We start from the raw sequence: 16,350 nt of genomic DNA on the forward strand, positions 1-16,350 counted from the left end.
GGAGGCCCGTCCGGGGGGAGGAGGCAGACCGTGACCGAACGGTACGTCATGTCGATCGACCAGGGCACCACGTCCACCCGGTGCATCCTGTTCGACCACGGCGGCCGCCTGGTCTCGGTGGCGCAGCGCGAGCACCGGCAGCACTTCCCGAGGCCCGGCTGGGTCGAGCACGACCCGATGGAGATCTGGCGCAACCTGGAGCGCATCGCCCCGGAGGCGCTCGCCCAGGCGGGCGCGACGCCCGGCCAGGTCGCGGCGGTCGGGATCGCGAACCAGCGGGAGACGACCGTCCTGTGGGACCGGCTGACCGGCGTCCCGATCGGCCGCGCCATCGTCTGGCAGGACATGCGGACCGGCCCGCTCGTGGACGAACTGTCCCGCGCCCCGGGCGCCGCGATGGTCACCGAGCGCAGCGGGCTGCCGCTGGCCACCTACTTCTCGGCCCCGCGCGTCCGCTGGATGCTGGACCACACGCCCGGCCTGCGGGAACGCGCCGAGCGCGGCGAGGTCCTGTTCGGCACGATGGAGAGCTGGCTGATCTGGAACCTCAGCGGCGGCGTCGACGGCGGCGTCCACGTCACCGACGTGACCAACGCCAGCCGCACGCTGCTGATGGACCTGCACACGCTGAGCTGGGACGACGGACTGCTCGACTTCTTCGGGGTGCCGAAGGCGATGCTGCCGGAGATCCGGTCGTCCACCGAGACCTACGGGACGGCCCGCCGCGTGTTCCCCGGCGTGCGCGTCGGCGCCGCCCTCGGTGACCAGCAGGCCGCGCTGTTCGGGCAGACGTGCTTCTCCCCGGGCGAGACCAAGTGCACCTACGGGACGGGCGCGTTCCTGTTGATGAACACCGGCACGACGCCGGTCAAGTCGGACAACGGGCTGCTCACCACCGTCGGCTACAAGATCGGTGACGAGCCCGCCGTGTACGCCCTGGAGGGCTCGATCGCGATCACCGGGGCGCTGGTCCAGTGGTTCCGGGACGGCCTCGGGCTGATCACCACGGCGCCGGAGATCGAGACCCTGGCCCGGACCGTCGACGACAACGGCGGCTGCTACATCGTCCCGGCGTTCTCCGGGCTGTTCGCCCCGCACTGGCGCAGCGAGGCCCGGGGCATCATCGTCGGCCTGACCTCCTACATCACCAAGGGGCACCTGGCGCGGGCCGTGCTGGAGGCGACGGGCTGGCAGACCCGCGAGGTCGTGGACGCGATGAACGCCGACTCCGGCCTCTCGCTGAAGGAGCTCAAGGCCGACGGTGGCATGACGTCGGACAACCTGGTCATGCAGATGGTCGCCGACGTGCTGAACGTGCCGGTGGCGCGCCCGATGGTCGTGGAGACGGTGTCGCTCGGCGCCGCCTACGCCGCCGGCCTCGCGGTCGGCTACTGGGCGGGGCTGGAGGGGCTGCGCCGCAACTGGCACCGCGCCGCCCGCTGGGTTCCGGCGATGGAACCCGCGCAGAGGGCCGCCGAGTACGACAACTGGAAGCGCGCCGTGGAGCGCACGTTCGACTGGATCCGCGCGGGGGAGGACCCGGCCGCGGCGCCCTAGGCCCGGTCTGCTCCCCGGACTCGGTGCCGCTCGACGAGCTGCCGGACGATCACGTTGCGCTGGATCTCGTTGGTCCCCTCGCCGACGATCATCAGCGGGGCGTCCCGGAAGTAGCGCTCGACGTCGAACTCGGTGGAGTAGCCGGCCGCGCCGTGGATGCGGACCGCGTTGAGCGCGATCTGCATCGCCGCTTCCGACGCGTACAGCTTGGCCATCCCGGCCTCCATGTCGCAGCGCTCGCCCGCGTCCAGGCGCTCGGCGGCGTCGAGGGTGAGCAGCCGGGCCGCCCGCAGCTGGGTGGCCATGTCGGCGAGGTAGTTGCCGATGGACTGGTGCTGCCAGATCGGCCTGCCGAAGGCCTCGCGCTGCTGGGCGTAGCGAAGAGAGTCCTCCAGTGCGGCGCGCCCGACGCCGAGAGCGCGCGCCGCGACCTGGATGCGGCCGACTTCGAGGCCGCGCATCATCTGGGCGAAGCCGCGCCCCTCCTCGCCGCCGAGCACGGCGTCGAGCGGCGCCTCGTAGCCGTCGAAGGACAGCTCGCAGCTCTCCACGCCCTTGTAGCCGAGCTTCGGCAGGTCGCGGGAGACGGTCAGCCCGGGGCCCTTCTCCACCAGCAGGATGCTGATCCCCCTGTGCCGTGGGGACGCGGCCGGGTCGGTCTTGCACATCAGCGCGATGAGACCGGACGTGCGCGCGTTGGTGATCCACATCTTGGCGCCGTCGACACGGTACCGGGCGCCGTCCCTGCGCGCGGTCGTGCCCATGGCCTGCAGGTCCGAGCCGCCGGACGGTTCGGTGAGCGCCATCGTGGCGCGCAGCTCGCCGGTCGCCATCCGGGGCAGGTACCGGGCCTTCTGCTCCTCGGTGCCGTACACCGCGAGCAGGTGGGAGACGACCGTGTGCCCGCCGAACGCGCCCGCGAGCGTCATCCAGCCGCGCGCAAGCTCCTCGGTGACGAGCGCGTAGCAGGTCTTGGAGACTCCGACGTCGCCGTAGGGCTCGGGCACGGCGAGCCCGAAGACGCCGAGCCCCTTCATGCGGTCGATGAGATGGGCGGGATAGGTGTCCGCGTGCTCCAGGTCCCGGGCGACCGGGCGGACCTCCTTGTCGACGAAGTCCGCGACGACCTCGACGATGGCGCGTTCCTCGTCGCTGAGCGTGAACACGGCTCCGCCTCTCCTCCCGCTTCGTGTTTCATATATTTGATAGGAAGATACCTGCCGTCGACGGGAGGGAGGGTGGTCGCCCGTCCATAATGTGACCCCACCACCAGGCGCACGGGAGACGATGAGAGTGGCACTTTCCGGTGACCGGGCCCTCGGCCGGCGCCGCCAGCTGAGCGACGAGGTGGCCGCCTACGTCCGCGACCTCATCATGTCGGGCCAGGTCAGGCACGGGGAGTTCCTCCGCCTGGAGCGCATCGCCGAGGATCTCGGGGTCAGCGTCACCCCCGTCCGGGAGGCCCTGCTGTCGCTGCGCGGCGAGGGCTTCGTCACGCTGGAGCCGCGGCGCGGGTTCATGCCGGCGCCGCTCACCCGGCAGGACGTCCAGGACCTGTTCGAGGCGCAGGCGTACTTCGCCGGCGAGCTGGCCGCCCGCGCCGCCGGGAGGATCACCGAGGCGGAGCTGGAGGCGCTCGACCGGACGCAGGCGCTTCTGGAGGAGGCGTCCAAGGCCCGCGACTCCGCGGCCATCGAGCGCGCCAACCACCGGTTCCACCGGATCATCAACCTGTGCGCGGATTCGCCCAAGTCGTCCTGGCTGCTGCAGCTCGTGGTGCGGTACGCCCCGAGCCGCTTCTACTCCAGCATCGACGGCTGGACGCAGGCGTCGGTCGACGACCACCATCTCGTGCTCGCCGCGCTGCGGGCCGGGGACGGCGACGCGGCGCGGCAGGCGATGCGCGCCCACATCCGGCACGCGGGGACGCTGCTCGTGGTGCACCTGGAGGCGCAGGGCTTCTGGAGCGAGCAACCCGGCTGACGTCCCAGGCCCCCTTCCACCGGCTTCAGGGACTCACATATCGTATAAAAAATTTCCAGGAGGGCTGATGGACGACCGGTACCCCGAACCGGCACACGGCTCCGTGGTCACCGCACTCGACCACGGTGCGACGCGGGTGCTGACGCTGAACCGGCCCGAGGCCCGCAACGCGATCGACATCCCGATGCGCGAGCGGCTCGCGGACGAGGTGCGGCGCGCCGCGGACGACCCGGGCGTCCGAGCCGTCGTGCTGACCGGGGCCGCGGGGACGTTCTCGGCGGGCGGGGACGTCCGCTCGATGGAGGGCGCCGGACCGGACGCCGTCCGGGCGCGGCTCGATCCCGTGCACGAGACCGTCCGGCTCATCGCGACCTGCGGGACGCCGTTCATCGCGGCGGTCGAGGGCGCCGCCGCCGGGCTCGGCGTCTCCCTCGCCGCCGTGTGCGATCACGTCGTCGCCGCCGAGGACGCCCGGTTCGTCGCCGCGTTCGGCAAGGTCGGCCTCGTCGCCGACGGCGGGCTGCTCTGGACGCTCCCGCAGCGCGTCGGCATGGGCCGTGCCAAGCAGATGCTGGTGTTCGGCCAGACCGTGCCCGCACCCCGCGCCTACGAGATCGGGCTGGCGGACTCCCTCGCCCCGTCGGGCACGGCCCTGGACGCGGCCCTGGAGCGCGCCTCCGAGGCGGCCGCGCTCGCCCCGCTGTCGGTCGCCGCCGCCAAGCGCCTCCTCGCCCGGACCGGCCAGAGTCTGGACCGCCTGCTGGAGGCCGAGCGGGACGAGCAGACCTCCTTGTTCGGCAGCGCCGACTTCGCCGAGGGACGGGCCGCGTTCGCCGAGCGCCGCCCGCCGCGCTTCGAGGGCCGCTAGGGAGGACCGGGACGTGAGCAGGCTGCAGCAGACCCACGGGCTGACGGACGAGCAGCGGGAGATCATCGCGACCGTGCGGGCGTTCGTCGACCAGGAGATCCTCCCGGTCGCGACCGAGCTGGAGCACGCCGACGCCTACCCGCAGGCGATCGTCGACGGGATGAAGGAGCTCGGGCTCTTCGGCCTGACGATCGGCGAGGAGCACGGCGGGCTCGGCGCTTCGCTGCTGACCTACGCGCTGGTGGTGGAGGAGCTGTCGCGCGGCTGGATGAGCGTGTCGGGCATCGTCAACACCCACTTCATCGTCGCCTGGATGATCGCCCAGCACGGCACCGCCGGGCAGCGGGCGCACTACCTGCCGAGGATGGCGACCGGCGAGATCCGCGGCGCGTTCTCGATGTCGGAGCCGGGCTGCGGGTCGGACGTCTCGGCCATCAGGACCCGCGCCGTCCCGGACGGGGACGACTACGTGATCGACGGTCAGAAGATGTGGCTGACCAACGGCGGCACGGCCAACCTGGTGGCGACGCTGGTCAAGACCGACCCCGCCGCGGGCCATCGCGGCATGACGACGTTCCTGGTGGACAAGCAGCCGGGATTCGGCGAGGTCGCCCCCGGCCTCACCGTCCCCGGCAAGATCGACAAAATGGGGGGGTACAAGGGCGTCGACACCACCGAGCTGGTGTTCGACTCCTACCGGATCCCGTCCGCGCAGGTCCTGGGCGGGACGCCCGGACGCGGCTTCTACCAGATGATGGACGGCGTCGAGGTCGGCCGCGTCAACGTGGCGGCGCGCGGCTGCGGCGTGGCCCGCCGGGCCTACGAGCTCGCCCTGGCCTACGCGCGGCAGCGCGAGACGTTCGGCAGGCCGATCGCCGAGCACCAGGCCGTCCTGTTCCGCCTGGCCGAGATGGCGACCAAGGTCGAGGCCGCGCACCAGATGATGGTGATGGCGGCGCGCCGCAAGGACTCCGGCGAGCGCAACGACCTGGAGGCCGGGATGGCCAAGTACCTGGCCGGCGAGTACTGCAAGGAGGTCGTGGAGGACGCGTTCCGCATCCACGGCGGCTACGCCTATTCCAGGGAGTACGAGATCGAGCGCCTGTACCGGGAGGCCCCGATGCTCCTGATCGGCGAGGGCACCGCCGACATCCAGAAGATGATCATCGGCCGCAGGCTGCTGGAGGAGCGGTGACCGACGCGGGCGCCCGGCTGCCGCTGGAGGGGATCACCGTCGTCGCGCTGGAGCAGGCGGTCGCGGCGCCGTTCGCCACGCGGCAGCTCGCCGACCAGGGCGCCCGCGTCATCAAGGTGGAGCGCGTGGACGGCGGCGACTTCGCCCGCGCGTACGACACGGGCGTGCGCGGCGGGCTCGGCACGCACTTCGCGTGGCTCAACCGGTCGAAGGAGTCGGTCGCGCTCGACCTCAAGCGGGACGAGGGCCGCGCGATCCTCGCCGACCTCGTCGCCCGCGCCGACGTGTTCCTGCAGAACCTGGCGCCCGGCGCGGCCGCCCGGCTCGGGTTCGGCGCCGGCGAGCTGCGCGCCCGCGACCCCCGGCTGATCGTGGTCGAGATGTCCGGCTACGGGACGCGCGGACCGTACCGCGACAAGCGCGCCTACGACATGCTCGTCCAGGCCGAGGCGGGGCTGATCTCGGTCACCGGCACGCCCGAGACGCCCGTGAAGGCGGGCTCGCCGCTGGCCGACATCGCGGCCGGCATGTACGCCTTCTCCGGGACGCTCGCCGCGCTCGTGCGGCGCGGCGCCACCGGCGAGGGCGCGTCGATCGAGATCACGATGTTCGACGCGGTCGCCGAGTGGATGGGCCAGGCGATGTACACGACGCTCTACACCGGCTCCCCGCCGCCGCGCACGCGGCTGAGCCACCCCGTGATCGCGCCCTACGACGCCTACCCGACGTCCGACGGCGTCGACGTGGTGATCGGCGTCCAGAACGACCGCGGCTGGGCGGCCCTGGCCGCCGGCGTCCTGGAGCGGCCCGACCTCGTGATCGACCCCGAGTACGCGACGAATCAGGCGCGAGTCCGCAACCGGGAGAAGGTGGACGCGCTCGTCGCCGGGGTCACGTCCCGCATGGGACGGGAGGAGCTGCTGCGGCGGCTCGACAAGGCGGGCGTGCCGAGCGCGTCCCTGAACGACGGGCACGGCCTCGTCGCCCATCCACAGCTCGCCGAACGGGACCGGTGGCGGGAGGTGGGCTCGCCGGTCGGCGGCATCCGGGCCCTGCTCCCGCCGATCACCTTCGCCGGCGCCGAGCCGCGCATGGACCCGGTCCCGGCGCTCGGCGAGCACACCGACGCCGTGCTGCGCGAGCTGGGACGCGACGACGCCGCCATCGCGGCCCTGCGCTCCGCCGGCGCGGTCGCCTGACCGCCGCACCGTCGCGACCTGCGACCGCACCGCCGAGGCCGCCGGATATCGTGGCGGCATGGCCAGCCAGACTCCCGCCTCAGCCCCCGGTCGCCGCAGGGAGGAGTTGCGCGACTTCCTGCGCACCCGCCGCGCCCGCCTCGCCCCCGCCGACGTCGGCATGCCCGACGTGGGACGGCGCCGGACGCCGGGCCTGCGCCGTGAGGAGGTCGCCGTCCTCGCGGGGGTCGGCGTGTCCTGGTACACGTGGCTGGAGCAGGGCCGCGACATCAAGGTGTCCGGGGACGTCCTCGACGCGATCGCCCGCGCCCTGCGGCTGGACCGCCCCGAGCGCGAGCACCTGTACCTGCTCGCCGGGCTGAACCCGCCGCAGGCGGAGGCGGGCCCCGCCGTGCCGATCACACCGGAGCTGCAGCGGGTGCTGGACGCCTGGTCGCCGCGCCCCGCCTACGTCCGCGACCGGCACTGGAACTTCGTCGCGATCAACAACGCGGCCCGCGAGGTGTTCGGGTACGGCGACATCGACCACAACTGCCTGGTCACCTACTTCACCAACGTCCGGTACCGGTCGATGCACACCCACTGGGCCGCCGCCGCGCCCGACGTCGTGGCGCGGTTCCGGGCCGACGCCGCCCGCTACCCCGACGACCCCGAGTTCGACCGGATCATCGAGGACCTGCTGGCGGTCAGTCCGGAGTTCGCCGAGCTGTGGCCCCGCCACGAGGTGAGCGCTGGCGCCCAGGCGGTCAAGGGCATCCGGCACCCGGACGCGGGCGAGATGGTCTTCGAGGGCACGCTGCTGCCGCTCGCCGACCGTCCGGGCCACCACCTGGTGCTGCACAACCCGCGCCCCGGCACCGGCACGCAGGAGCGCCTCGAACGGCTGATGGCGCGGCGCGACCTCGCCGCCGCCGGCTGACCCGGCCTCCGCCGAGGGTGGTGGTGCCACACCCAGGATGAACGGAGTCTGTCTCCCCTCCCGTCCGTCCACCACGATCGTCCTCATGAGGAACGAAGGAGACATCATCAGGACGCGGGACTTCGCCGGAACGCCGGTGGGCGCCGTCGGGCTCGGGTGCATGGGCATGAGCTGGGCCTACACCGAGTCGGAGCGCGACGACGACGCCTCGGTGGCGCTGATCCGGGAGGCGCTCGACCTCGGCGTGACGTTCCTGGACACCGCGCAGCCCTACGGCGACGGCCACAACGAGGCCCTGGTCGGGCGGGCGCTGGCGGGACGCCGGGACGAGGCGGTCGTCGCCACGAAGACGGGCCTGGTCGTGGAGTCGATGGCCACCAGGAACATCGTCCGGAACGGGCGGCCGGAGCACGTCAAGGCGTCCGCCGAGGACAGCCTGCGCCGTCTCGGCACGGAGGCGATCGACCTGTACTACCTGCACCGGGTCGACCCGCAGGTGCCCCTCGCCGACACCTGGGGCGCGATGGCCGAGCTGGTCGCCGAGGGCAAGGTCCGCAGGCTGGGACTGTCGGAGGTCGGCGTCGCGCAGGCCGCCGAGGCGCACGCGATCCACCCGGTCGCGGCCGTCCAGTCGGAGCTGTCGCTGTGGACCCGCGACGCCATGGGCGCGCCCGGGGGAATGGCCGGCACCATGCCGGGCGACGCCACCGGGACGGCGGAAGGGCCGGGCGACGTGGTCGGCTGGTGCGCCGCCAACGGTGCGGCGTTCGTGCCGTTCTCGCCGCTCGGCCGCGGCTTCCTCACCGGGACGGTCACCGCGGCCGACTTCGAGGACACCGACTTCCGCGGCGGCAACCCGCGCTTCCAGGAGGACGCGCTGAAGGCCAACCTGCGCATCGTCGACGTGGTCAAGGCTGTCGCCGCGCGGCACGGCGCCACGCCGGCGCAGGTCGCCATCGCCTGGACGCTGGCGCAGGGCGAGCACGTCATCCCGATCCCCGGCACCAAGAAGCAGAGGTACCTGCGCGACAACGCCGGCGCCGCCGCGCTGGAGCTCACCGAGGCCGACCTCGCCGAGCTGGACGGCGTGCCCGCGCCCGTCGGGGGGCGGTACTGATGCGGGCCGTCACGATCCCCGGGTTCGGCGGCGCGGACGTGCTGCGCCAGGCCGAGGTCGAGGTCCCCGAGCCGGGGCCCGGCCAGGTGTCCATCGACGTCGCGTACGCGGGCGCGAACTTCGCCGAGGTGCTGTACCGGCGGGGCGTCGTGGACGTGCCGCTGCCCTTCGTCCCCGGCATCGAGGTGTCCGGTCACGTCCGTGCGGTCGGGCCCGACGTGGAGGGGCTGCGCAGGGGCCAGCCCGTCGCCGCGCTGACGATCGTCGACAGCGGCGGCTACGCCGAGGTCGCGGTCACCTCCGCCGACCTCGTCGCGCCGCTGGACGGCCTCGACCTCGGCCTGGACGTCGCCGCGGCCGTCCCGTCCAACGGGACCACCGCGTTCCTCGTCCTGGACCGCGTCGCGCGCATCGAGCCGGGTGAGACCGTGCTGGTGCACGCGGCCGCCGGGGGCGTCGGCAGCCAGCTCGGCCAGGCCGCCCGGCTGCTCGGCGCCGGCCGGGTGGCCGGCACGGTCGGCGGCCCCGCCAAGATCGAGGCCGCGCGCGGGTTCGGCTACGACGACGTCGTCCTGCGCGAGGCGCTGCCGGGCGAGGTCGCGGGCCTCACCGGCGGGCGCGGCTTCGACATCGTCGTGGACATGGTGGGCGGTCCCGCCCGCCGCGCGAGCCTGGATGCCCTCGCCCCGATGGGCCGGATGGTCGTGATGGGCAACGCGTCCGGCGCCGACGATGTGGGCGTCCCGGCGAACGAGCTGTGGTTCACCAACAAGACGGTGTCCGGGTTCAACCTCGCGGCGTTCGCGGGCGTCGCACCGGCCGAGGCCGGACGTGCCCTGCGCCGCGCGGTCGCCGCCGCCGCTTCCGGCGACCTGCGGGTCCAGGTCGAGGAACTGCCGCTGGCGCAGGCCGCCGAGGCGCACCGGCGCATCGAGTCGGGCGCCACCACCGGCAAGCTCGTCCTGGCGGTCAGGGGCTGACCCTCCGGAGGCGTTCCTCCGGCCGGGGGGCGGTCATCTCGCCGCCTTCCGGCCGGAGGCCGGCGCCTGAGAGGCCAGGGCCAGCAGCGCGTCGACCGTCCACTGGTCGTAGGCGTGCTCGCCGTACTTGGCCGCGACGACCCTTCCGTCGGGTCCGATCAGGAAGTCGGCGGGCAGACCGAAGCGGCCGCCGTCGGGGAACAGCCGGGGAGCCCGCTCGCGTCGCCGGAGGATGTCCCAGGTGCCGCGGGCGACGGCCCGGACGACCGTCCCCCACACGCGCGGGTGGAGGAGGGCGCGCCGTGCCGGCTCGACGCCGAACTCGGCGTACAGCCGCCTCGCCGGGTCGCCGACCACGGGGAACGGCAGGCCGTCGACGTGCTCGCGCAGTTCCTCCGCGGAGGAGTGGAAGACGACGACCTCGCCGATCCCGGCGGCCTCGATCTCCTCGTGCCGCGCCACGATCGAGCGCAGGTGCAGGTTGCAGATCGGGCAGCCGGCGAACCGGCGGAACTGCAGGTGGACGAGGCGGCCGGGATCGGGAATCGGGATCGGCGGGCCGCTCACCGGGGTCAGCTCCCGCGCGGGGACATCGGAACCGGGTGCCAGGTGCATGGGCACTCCTTTAAGAGTATGGCGTACGCCTACGATCGTAAGCGTATGCCGTACGCTGTCAAGCGCCATGCCTCGACCACGCTCGCTCAGTACCGAGCGGCTCGCGCGAGCCGCGCTCGCCGTCATCGACCGGGACGGCCTCGCCGGGCTGTCCATGCGCGCCGTCGCCAAGGAGCTCGGGATGAGCACCATGGCGCTCTACCGGTACGTGCGCGACCGCGAGGAGCTGGAAGGGCTGGTCGTCGACCTGGTGTACGCCGAGGTCGATCCCGCGCCGCCGCCCCCCGGGCCCTGGGAGGGGCGGATCGAGACCATGGCCCTGCGGCTGCGGGACGCGTTCGGCGCCCACGCGGCGATCATGCCGCTGACGCTCACGCGCAGGCACGACTCGACGGGATCGCTCTGCTGGGGCGAGGCGGTCGCCGGCATCCTCGCCGACGCGGGCTTCGCCGGCCCGCGCGCGGCGATCGCGCTCCGCGCGCTGATCGCCTACATCGTCGGCGCGATCCAGCTGGAGCACCTGGGCGGGCTGGAGGGGGAGGGGACCGCCGTGATCGCCGGGCTGCCCGCCGACGACTTCCCCCATCTGACGCGGACCGCGCACCACGGCCGCCGGATCGGCCCCGACGAGGAGTTCCGCGGGGGTCTGGCGGCCGTGCTGCGCGGCCTGGGCGAAGGTGCGTCCTAGACGGGTTCCGCCCCCTTCCGGCCCGCCAGGTACGACTGCTGCGCGGCGATGGCCTCGGCCGCCTGCCGCACGATCGCGCCGATCAGGCCGGCGCAGTCCGGCAGGTCGTCGATCACGCCGACGACCTGCCCGGACGCCATCACGCCGAGGTCGGGCCGGCCGTCCACCATGGCGGCCCGCAGCAGCATGGGCGTGTTGGCGGCCATCAGGACCTGCGACCACGACAGGTCCTTGCCGTGCTTCATCGCCTTCCCGTCGGCGATCATCTCGCGCCACGACATGCCGGACAGCTTCTTGAACCGGGCGCCGTTGCGCAGCGCCCGGACCAGCCCGCCGACGCGGCCGGAGTCCTCCAGCGCGTCGACCAGCCCGCTGCGCAGCACCCGGTGCGGCATGCCGTCCACCTGCCGCGTGACCACGGTCTCGCCGGTCTTGAGGTAGACCTGCTTGACCGCGTCCGGCACCGAGCTGTCGGACGTCAGCAGGAACCGGGTGCCCATCGCGACACCCGCCGCGCCGTAGGCGAGCGCGGCGGCGAGGCCGCGCCCGTCGAAGAAGCCGCCGGCCGCGATCACCGGGATGTCCACGGCGTCCACGACCTGGGGGAGCAGCAGCGTGGTGGCGACGGGGCCGGTGTGCCCGCCGCCCTCGCCGCCCTGCACCAGGACGGCGTCCGCGCCCCAGCCCGCGACCTTCTCCGCGTGCCGCCGCGCGCCGACCGAGGGGATCACCACGAGCCCGGCGTCCTTCAGCTTGGCGATCAGCTCCCGCTTGGGCGCGAGCGCGAACGAGGCGACCTTCACGCCCTCCTTGATGAGCAGGTCGATGCGGTCGCCCGCGTCCCCGGCGTCGGCCCGCAGGTTGACGCCGAACGGGGCGTCCGTGCGGTCCTTGACCTCGCGGATCGCGTCCGCGAGCTGGTCGAGCGTCATCGTCGCCGACGCCAGCACGCCGAGCCCGCCCGCGTTCGCCACGGCTGTGACGAGCCGCGGCCCGGCCACCCACCCCATGCCCGTCTGCACGATCGGGTGCCGCACCCCCGTCAGGCGGGTCAGCGGGGTGTCGAGCACCTGTCCGGTGTCCGCCCCGCTCATGCGGGGACCTCGCGCTCCCGCAGACCCTTCGGGTCGAGGACCTCCCGCATGATCCGCAGTTCCTCGGCGTCCGGCAGGCGCGTCTCGGGCACCTCGTCCGGGACGGCGAGCTCGAAGCCGGTCGCCGCGAGCACGTCCTCGACGCGCACGCCGGGATGGACCGAGCGCAGCCGCATCCGCCTTTCGGGCGTCTCGAAGTCGAGCACGGCCAGGTTGGTCACCACGGCGCGGATCTCGTGCGCGCCGCGGTCCCACCCGACGCCGCTCACCATGTCGACCTGCTCGGTGAACACGCGCGTCGAGTGCTTCGGCACCCAGTAGCTCGTCGTGTTCAGCAGCGTGTTGCCCGGCCCGCCGCGCACCCCGAGGAGCTGCCGCGAGGGCTGCTTCCAGTCGCCGATGCACGAGATGTTGGTGTTGCCGTGCGCGTCGATCTGGCTCGGCCCCATCACCACGTGCCGCCGCCCGTTCAGGACGAGCCACAGGTGGTCGCGGAAGGGCAGCCAGCCCTCGACCGTCCCGGCCTGCGCGCCGAGCGGGACGGGTTCGGCGCTCAGCGACGGGCCGCCGTCGGTGGTCAGCAGATCGGGCGCGAACGTCGCGCGCGCCAGCCTGGATCCCAGCATGGGGACGAATCCGGCCACCGCCGCCGCGACGATCTCCCCGTCTCCCCGGAACAGGTCCGCGCACGCGGCCGCGCACACCTCGGCCCTGGTCGCCTCGCTCATCGCGCCTCCTCCCGCCAGACCCGGACCGCGTCCTGGTAGGCGGCCTCGTCGCCGGACAGGAATCGCTCGCTGAAGGCCGACCACGTGTCCGGACCGGCCGCCGCCTGCGCGTACAGCTTCTGGAACGCCTCGTCCCGCCCGAAGTCGGGCAGGCAGTCGGTGAAGTGCGCGCCGTTCGGCGTCTCCACCACGCCCGCCACCTGCGACCGGCTGATCAGCAGGGACTGCACCGGCCCCTCCTTGGCGAAGTCGGCGGTGTCGACGAGCCGCTCGCACGACACGTACGTCCGGTCGGCCGCCTTGGCGAACAGGTCGTCCATGTACGGGTCGGGGCCGAGGTACTGGGCGTTGCCGCGCGCGTCGGCGCGGTTCATGTGCACCAGCGCCGCGTCCATGCGCAGCGCGGGGACGGCGACGAGCTCCCGCCCGTCCTCGTAGGGCGACCGGACCGTCCGCAGCTCCGGATTGACCTTCATCACGTCGGAGCCGAGGCCGACCGGGGTGGGCAGGAACGGCAGCCGGTGCGCCGCCGCGTACAGCCCGAACATGAACATGCCCTCGTCGTACTCGGTCAGCTCGATGGCCCCGGACTGGCGCGCCCGCCGGAAGTGCGGCTCCAGCGGGATCGAGTCCATCGTCACGAACGCGGTGACGAGCCGGCGGACCTTGCCCGCCGCGCACAGCAGCCCCACGTCCGGCCCCCCGTAGGCGACGACGGTGAGGTCGGTGACGGGGGAGCGCAGGATCGCCCGCACCAGCGCCATCGGCTTGCGCCGGGAGCCCCAGCCGCCGATCCCGATCGTCATGCCGCTCTCCAGCGACCCCGCGATCTCCTCGACGGACATCACCTTGGAGCTCATCGGGCCCCCTTGGCGACGAACGCGTCGCGGTGCTCGTCGCCCGCGCCGACGAGGTTCAGCTCGAACGTGAACCCCTGCTCGTAGCGGTAGCTGCGCCTGACGTCGACCGGGTCGATGCCGTTGAGGGACTCCTTGGCGCGCCGGATCACGTACCGGTCCTTTGCGGCGATGCCGGTGGCGACCTCCATCGCCTTGGCGCGCAGCTCCTCGGCCGGGACGACCTCCAGTACCGAGCCGTGATGGTGCAGCTCCTCGGCCGTGACGTTGCGGCACGTGTAGACCATCGCCCGCATCAGGTGCTGCGGGACGAGCCGGGCCAGGTGGGTGGCGGCGCCGAGCGCGCCCCGGTCCACCTCGGGAAGCCCGAAGTAGGCGTCCCGCGAGGCGATCACGATGTCGGCGTTGCCGGCGAGGCCGACGCCGCCGCCGAGGCAGAAGCCGTGAACCGCGGCCACGACCGGGACCTCGCAGTCGTAGACGGCGGCGAACGCCGCGAAGCAGCCGCGGTTGGCGCCGACCAGCGCGGCGTGGCCCGCGGTGCTCTGCATCTCCTTGATGTCGACGCCCGCGTTGAAGCCCCGGCCCTCGGCGCGGAGCACGACGGCGCCGACCCCCGGGTCGCGGCCCGCCGCGAGCACCGCGTCGGCCAGCTCGTACCAGCCCGCGACGGTCAGGGCGTTGACCGGCGGCGCGTCCACGACGATCTCGGCGACCCCGTCCAGGGTCGTGGTGGAGACTCCCATGCGCTACCTTTCCACCAAACATTTGTTAGAACAGACGGTAGCAGAGCCGTTCGGAGGAGGCGGAATGTCATCGGAGCCGGAGGCGGCAGGTCACTCGGAGCCGGAGGCGGCATGTCGCTGACGCTCGACCTGGAGGGCAGGACCGTCGTGGTGACGGGGGGCGTGCGCGGGGTGGGCGCCGGGATCAGCCGCGCCTTCCTGGAGGCGGGCGCCGACGTGGTCGCGGTCGCCCGCCGCGAGCCGGACTCGGTGCCCGAGGCCGGCGGCCGGACCGCGCGGTTCGTCTCGCTGGACGTGCGCGACCCCGACGCCGTACAGGACTTCGCGGACGACCTCGACCGCGCGGACGTGCTCGTCAACAACGCGGGGGGCGCCCCGTACCTGCCGGTGGCGGACGGCGCCCTGCGCACCCACGTCAAGATCATGGAGCTGAACCTGACGGCGCCGCTGATCATGGCCCGCGCGCTGCGGCCGCTGATCATGAGGCGGGGCGGCGGCTCGGTCATCAACATCGGCAGCGTGAGCGGGGTGCGCCCGTCGCCGGGCACCGCCGCCTACGGCGCGGCCAAGGCGGGGCTGCACAACCTCACCCAGTCCCTGGCGGTCGAGTGGGCGCCGCACATCCGGGTCAACACGCTGATCCTCGGCATGGTCCGGACCGAGCTGGCGCACCTGCACTACGGGGACGAGGACGGCATCGCGGCGGTGGCGAGGACCGTCCCGCTCGGCCGCCTCGCCGACCCCTACGACATCGGCGCCGCCTGCGTGTTCCTGGCGTCCGACCTGGCGTCCTACGTGACCGGCTCGTCGATGCAGGTGCACGGCGGGGGAGAGCGCCCCGCCTTCCTGGACGCCGCCACCGTCAACAAGGAGGAAACGCGATGATCTGCAAGGACCGGGTGGTCGCCGTCACCGGCGCCGGACGCGGCCTCGGCCGCGCGCACGCGCTGGAGTTCGCCCGGCAGGGCGCCCTCGTCGTCGTCAACGACCTCGGCGTCGCGCGCGACGGCACCGGCGACGCCTCCGAGGGCCCCGCCCACGACGTCGTGCGGGAGATCGAGGCGCTCGGCGGACGGGCGGTCGCCAGCACCGACGACATCGCCACCGACGAGGGCGCCGCCGCGCTCGTCGCCGCGGCGACCGGCACGTTCGGGCGGCTGGACACCCTGGTCAACAACGCCGGGTTCCTGCGCGACCGGATGCTGGTCAACCTCGGTGAGGACGAGTGGGACGCCGTCATGCGCGTGCACCTCAAGGGCCATTTCCTGCCGCTCAAGCACGCCGGGCGTCACTGGCGGGCCGAGAGCAAGGCCGGCCGCGCCGTGGACGCGCGCGTCGTCAACACCTCCTCCGGTGCCGGGCTGCTCGGCAGCGTCGGCCAGGGCAACTACTCCGCCGCGAAGGCGGGCATCGTCGGGCTGACGCTCGTGGCGTCCGCCGAGCTCGGCCGGTACGGCGTGATGGTCAACGCGATCGCGCCCGCCGCCCGCACCCGGATGACCGAGGAGGTCTTCGCGCAGACGATGGCCGCGCCCGCCGAGGGCGAGTTCGACGCCATGGCGCCCGAGAACGTCTCGCCGCTCGTCGTCTGGCTCGGCTCCGCGCAGTCGCGGGACGTCACCGGGCGGGTCTTCGAGGCCGAGGGAGGCAAGATCTGCGTGATGGACGCCTTCCGCCACGGCCCCGCCGCCGACAAGGGCGCGAGGTGGGACCCGGCCGAGGTCGGCGACGTCGTCAGGGACCTCCTGGCGAAGGCCCCCAACCCCGAACCGGTGTACGGAGCGGGCTGACCGGCGCCCGCGCC

General features: G+C 73.4%; 17 protein-coding genes. 11 read left to right on the top strand and 6 right to left on the bottom strand.

What is annotated here, in order from left to right; translation table 11 throughout:
* Window positions 1-30: 30 nt before the first annotated feature.
* Complete coding sequence (gene glpK, locus BJ999_RS17820; RefSeq protein WP_179834335.1) at window positions 31-1,557, top strand: glycerol kinase GlpK; 1,527 nt, start codon at window positions 31-33, stop codon at window positions 1,555-1,557.
* On the opposite strand, the gene BJ999_RS17825 is transcribed toward glpK, so the two are convergent.
* Window positions 1,554-2,723, bottom strand: a complete 1,170-nt coding sequence (locus BJ999_RS17825; RefSeq protein ID WP_179834336.1) for an acyl-CoA dehydrogenase family protein — start codon at window positions 2,721-2,723, stop codon at window positions 1,554-1,556. The two genes, glpK and BJ999_RS17825, sit on opposite strands and share 4 nt — an antisense overlap.
* 127 nt (window positions 2,724-2,850) lie before the next feature.
* On the opposite strand from BJ999_RS17825, the gene BJ999_RS17830 reads away from it, so the two are divergent.
* The 7 genes from BJ999_RS17830 (at window position 2,851) to BJ999_RS17860 (ending at window position 9,818) form a co-directional block, all read left to right on the top strand.
* Window positions 2,851-3,540, top strand: coding sequence for a GntR family transcriptional regulator (locus BJ999_RS17830; protein ID WP_218935111.1), 690 nt, complete (start codon window positions 2,851-2,853; stop codon window positions 3,538-3,540).
* A 67-nt stretch (window positions 3,541-3,607) separates the two neighbouring features.
* A complete protein-coding gene (locus BJ999_RS17835; protein WP_179834338.1) occupies window positions 3,608-4,408 on the top strand; it encodes an enoyl-CoA hydratase/isomerase family protein in 801 nt (266 codons plus the stop codon).
* Window positions 4,409-4,421: 13 nt separating this feature from the next.
* A complete protein-coding gene (locus BJ999_RS17840; protein WP_179834339.1) occupies window positions 4,422-5,603 on the top strand; it encodes an acyl-CoA dehydrogenase family protein in 1,182 nt (393 codons plus the stop codon).
* Window positions 5,600-6,802, top strand: coding sequence for a CaiB/BaiF CoA transferase family protein (locus tag BJ999_RS17845; RefSeq protein WP_179834340.1), 1,203 nt, complete (start codon window positions 5,600-5,602; stop codon window positions 6,800-6,802). The genes BJ999_RS17840 and BJ999_RS17845 overlap by 4 nt, the downstream gene beginning before the upstream one ends.
* A 58-nt stretch (window positions 6,803-6,860) precedes the next feature.
* A complete protein-coding gene (locus BJ999_RS17850) occupies window positions 6,861-7,721 on the top strand; it encodes a helix-turn-helix transcriptional regulator (protein ID WP_179834341.1) in 861 nt (286 codons plus the stop codon).
* Between the two features lie 106 nt (window positions 7,722-7,827).
* Window positions 7,828-8,838 carry an aldo/keto reductase gene (locus BJ999_RS17855; protein WP_179838626.1) on the top strand — a complete coding sequence of 337 codons (1,011 nt, stop codon included), beginning with the start codon at window positions 7,828-7,830 and terminating at the stop codon, window positions 8,836-8,838.
* Window positions 8,838-9,818: a quinone oxidoreductase family protein gene (locus BJ999_RS17860; RefSeq protein WP_179834342.1), complete on the top strand. Its 981-nt coding sequence runs from the start codon at window positions 8,838-8,840 to the stop codon at window positions 9,816-9,818. Before BJ999_RS17855 ends, BJ999_RS17860 begins: the two co-directional genes overlap by 1 nt.
* A gap of 33 nt (window positions 9,819-9,851) precedes the next feature.
* Here the strand turns inward: BJ999_RS17860 and BJ999_RS17865 are convergent, their stop codons facing one another.
* A complete protein-coding gene (locus BJ999_RS17865) occupies window positions 9,852-10,433 on the bottom strand; it encodes a peroxiredoxin-like family protein (protein WP_179834343.1) in 582 nt (193 codons plus the stop codon).
* Window positions 10,434-10,500: 67 nt separating this feature from the next.
* On the opposite strand from BJ999_RS17865, the gene BJ999_RS17870 reads away from it, so the two are divergent.
* On the top strand, window positions 10,501-11,121 hold the full coding sequence (locus BJ999_RS17870) for a TetR/AcrR family transcriptional regulator (protein ID WP_179834344.1): 621 nt from the start codon (window positions 10,501-10,503) through the stop codon (window positions 11,119-11,121).
* On the opposite strand, the gene BJ999_RS17875 is transcribed toward BJ999_RS17870, so the two are convergent.
* From BJ999_RS17875 to BJ999_RS17890, 4 genes are read right to left on the bottom strand one after another with little or no spacing between them, the layout of a single operon-like run.
* Window positions 11,118-12,215 carry an NAD(P)H-dependent flavin oxidoreductase gene (locus tag BJ999_RS17875; RefSeq protein WP_179834345.1) on the bottom strand — a complete coding sequence of 366 codons (1,098 nt, stop codon included), beginning with the start codon at window positions 12,213-12,215 and terminating at the stop codon, window positions 11,118-11,120. The two genes, BJ999_RS17870 and BJ999_RS17875, sit on opposite strands and share 4 nt — an antisense overlap.
* On the bottom strand, window positions 12,212-12,943 hold the full coding sequence (locus BJ999_RS17880; protein WP_179834346.1) for a CoA-transferase subunit beta: 732 nt from the start codon (window positions 12,941-12,943) through the stop codon (window positions 12,212-12,214). The genes BJ999_RS17875 and BJ999_RS17880 overlap by 4 nt, the downstream gene beginning before the upstream one ends.
* On the bottom strand, window positions 12,940-13,803 hold the full coding sequence (locus tag BJ999_RS17885; RefSeq protein ID WP_179834347.1) for a CoA transferase subunit A: 864 nt from the start codon (window positions 13,801-13,803) through the stop codon (window positions 12,940-12,942). Before BJ999_RS17885 ends, BJ999_RS17880 begins: the two co-directional genes overlap by 4 nt.
* The gene (locus tag BJ999_RS17890) at window positions 13,800-14,546 is read right to left on the bottom strand and encodes an enoyl-CoA hydratase family protein (protein WP_179834348.1); all 747 of its coding nucleotides are present in this window, start codon (window positions 14,544-14,546) and stop codon (window positions 13,800-13,802) included. The genes BJ999_RS17885 and BJ999_RS17890 overlap by 4 nt, the downstream gene beginning before the upstream one ends.
* A gap of 111 nt (window positions 14,547-14,657) precedes the next feature.
* Between BJ999_RS17890 and BJ999_RS17895 the strand changes: the two genes are divergently transcribed.
* Both BJ999_RS17895 and BJ999_RS17900 read left to right on the top strand, forming a co-directional pair.
* Window positions 14,658-15,431, top strand: coding sequence for an SDR family oxidoreductase (locus BJ999_RS17895; protein WP_179834349.1), 774 nt, complete (start codon window positions 14,658-14,660; stop codon window positions 15,429-15,431).
* Window positions 15,428-16,336: an SDR family oxidoreductase gene (locus BJ999_RS17900; RefSeq protein WP_179834350.1), complete on the top strand. Its 909-nt coding sequence runs from the start codon at window positions 15,428-15,430 to the stop codon at window positions 16,334-16,336. The genes BJ999_RS17895 and BJ999_RS17900 overlap by 4 nt, the downstream gene beginning before the upstream one ends.
* Window positions 16,337-16,350 lie beyond the last annotated feature (14 nt).

Origin of the sequence: Actinomadura citrea (assembly GCF_013409045.1) — a bacterium.
In the GTDB taxonomy this organism is placed as follows: domain Bacteria; phylum Actinomycetota; class Actinomycetes; order Streptosporangiales; family Streptosporangiaceae; genus Spirillospora; species Spirillospora citrea.

Coding starts and splice junctions, on each gene's coding strand:
- BJ999_RS17870 (WP_179834344.1), top strand. CDS start 10,501: ATGCCTCGACCACGCTCGCTCAGTACCGAGCGGCTCGCGCGAGCCGCG.
- BJ999_RS17895 (WP_179834349.1), top strand. CDS start 14,658: ATGTCGCTGACGCTCGACCTGGAGGGCAGGACCGTCGTGGTGACGGGG.
- BJ999_RS17890 (WP_179834348.1), bottom strand. CDS start 14,546: ATGGGAGTCTCCACCACGACCCTGGACGGGGTCGCCGAGATCGTCGTG.
- BJ999_RS17860 (WP_179834342.1), top strand. CDS start 8,838: ATGCGGGCCGTCACGATCCCCGGGTTCGGCGGCGCGGACGTGCTGCGC.
- BJ999_RS17835 (WP_179834338.1), top strand. CDS start 3,608: ATGGACGACCGGTACCCCGAACCGGCACACGGCTCCGTGGTCACCGCA.
- BJ999_RS17900 (WP_179834350.1), top strand. CDS start 15,428: ATGATCTGCAAGGACCGGGTGGTCGCCGTCACCGGCGCCGGACGCGGC.
- BJ999_RS17880 (WP_179834346.1), bottom strand. CDS start 12,943: ATGAGCGAGGCGACCAGGGCCGAGGTGTGCGCGGCCGCGTGCGCGGAC.
- BJ999_RS17865 (WP_179834343.1), bottom strand. CDS start 10,433: ATGCACCTGGCACCCGGTTCCGATGTCCCCGCGCGGGAGCTGACCCCG.
- BJ999_RS17875 (WP_179834345.1), bottom strand. CDS start 12,215: ATGAGCGGGGCGGACACCGGACAGGTGCTCGACACCCCGCTGACCCGC.
- BJ999_RS17885 (WP_179834347.1), bottom strand. CDS start 13,803: ATGAGCTCCAAGGTGATGTCCGTCGAGGAGATCGCGGGGTCGCTGGAG.
- BJ999_RS17850 (WP_179834341.1), top strand. CDS start 6,861: ATGGCCAGCCAGACTCCCGCCTCAGCCCCCGGTCGCCGCAGGGAGGAG.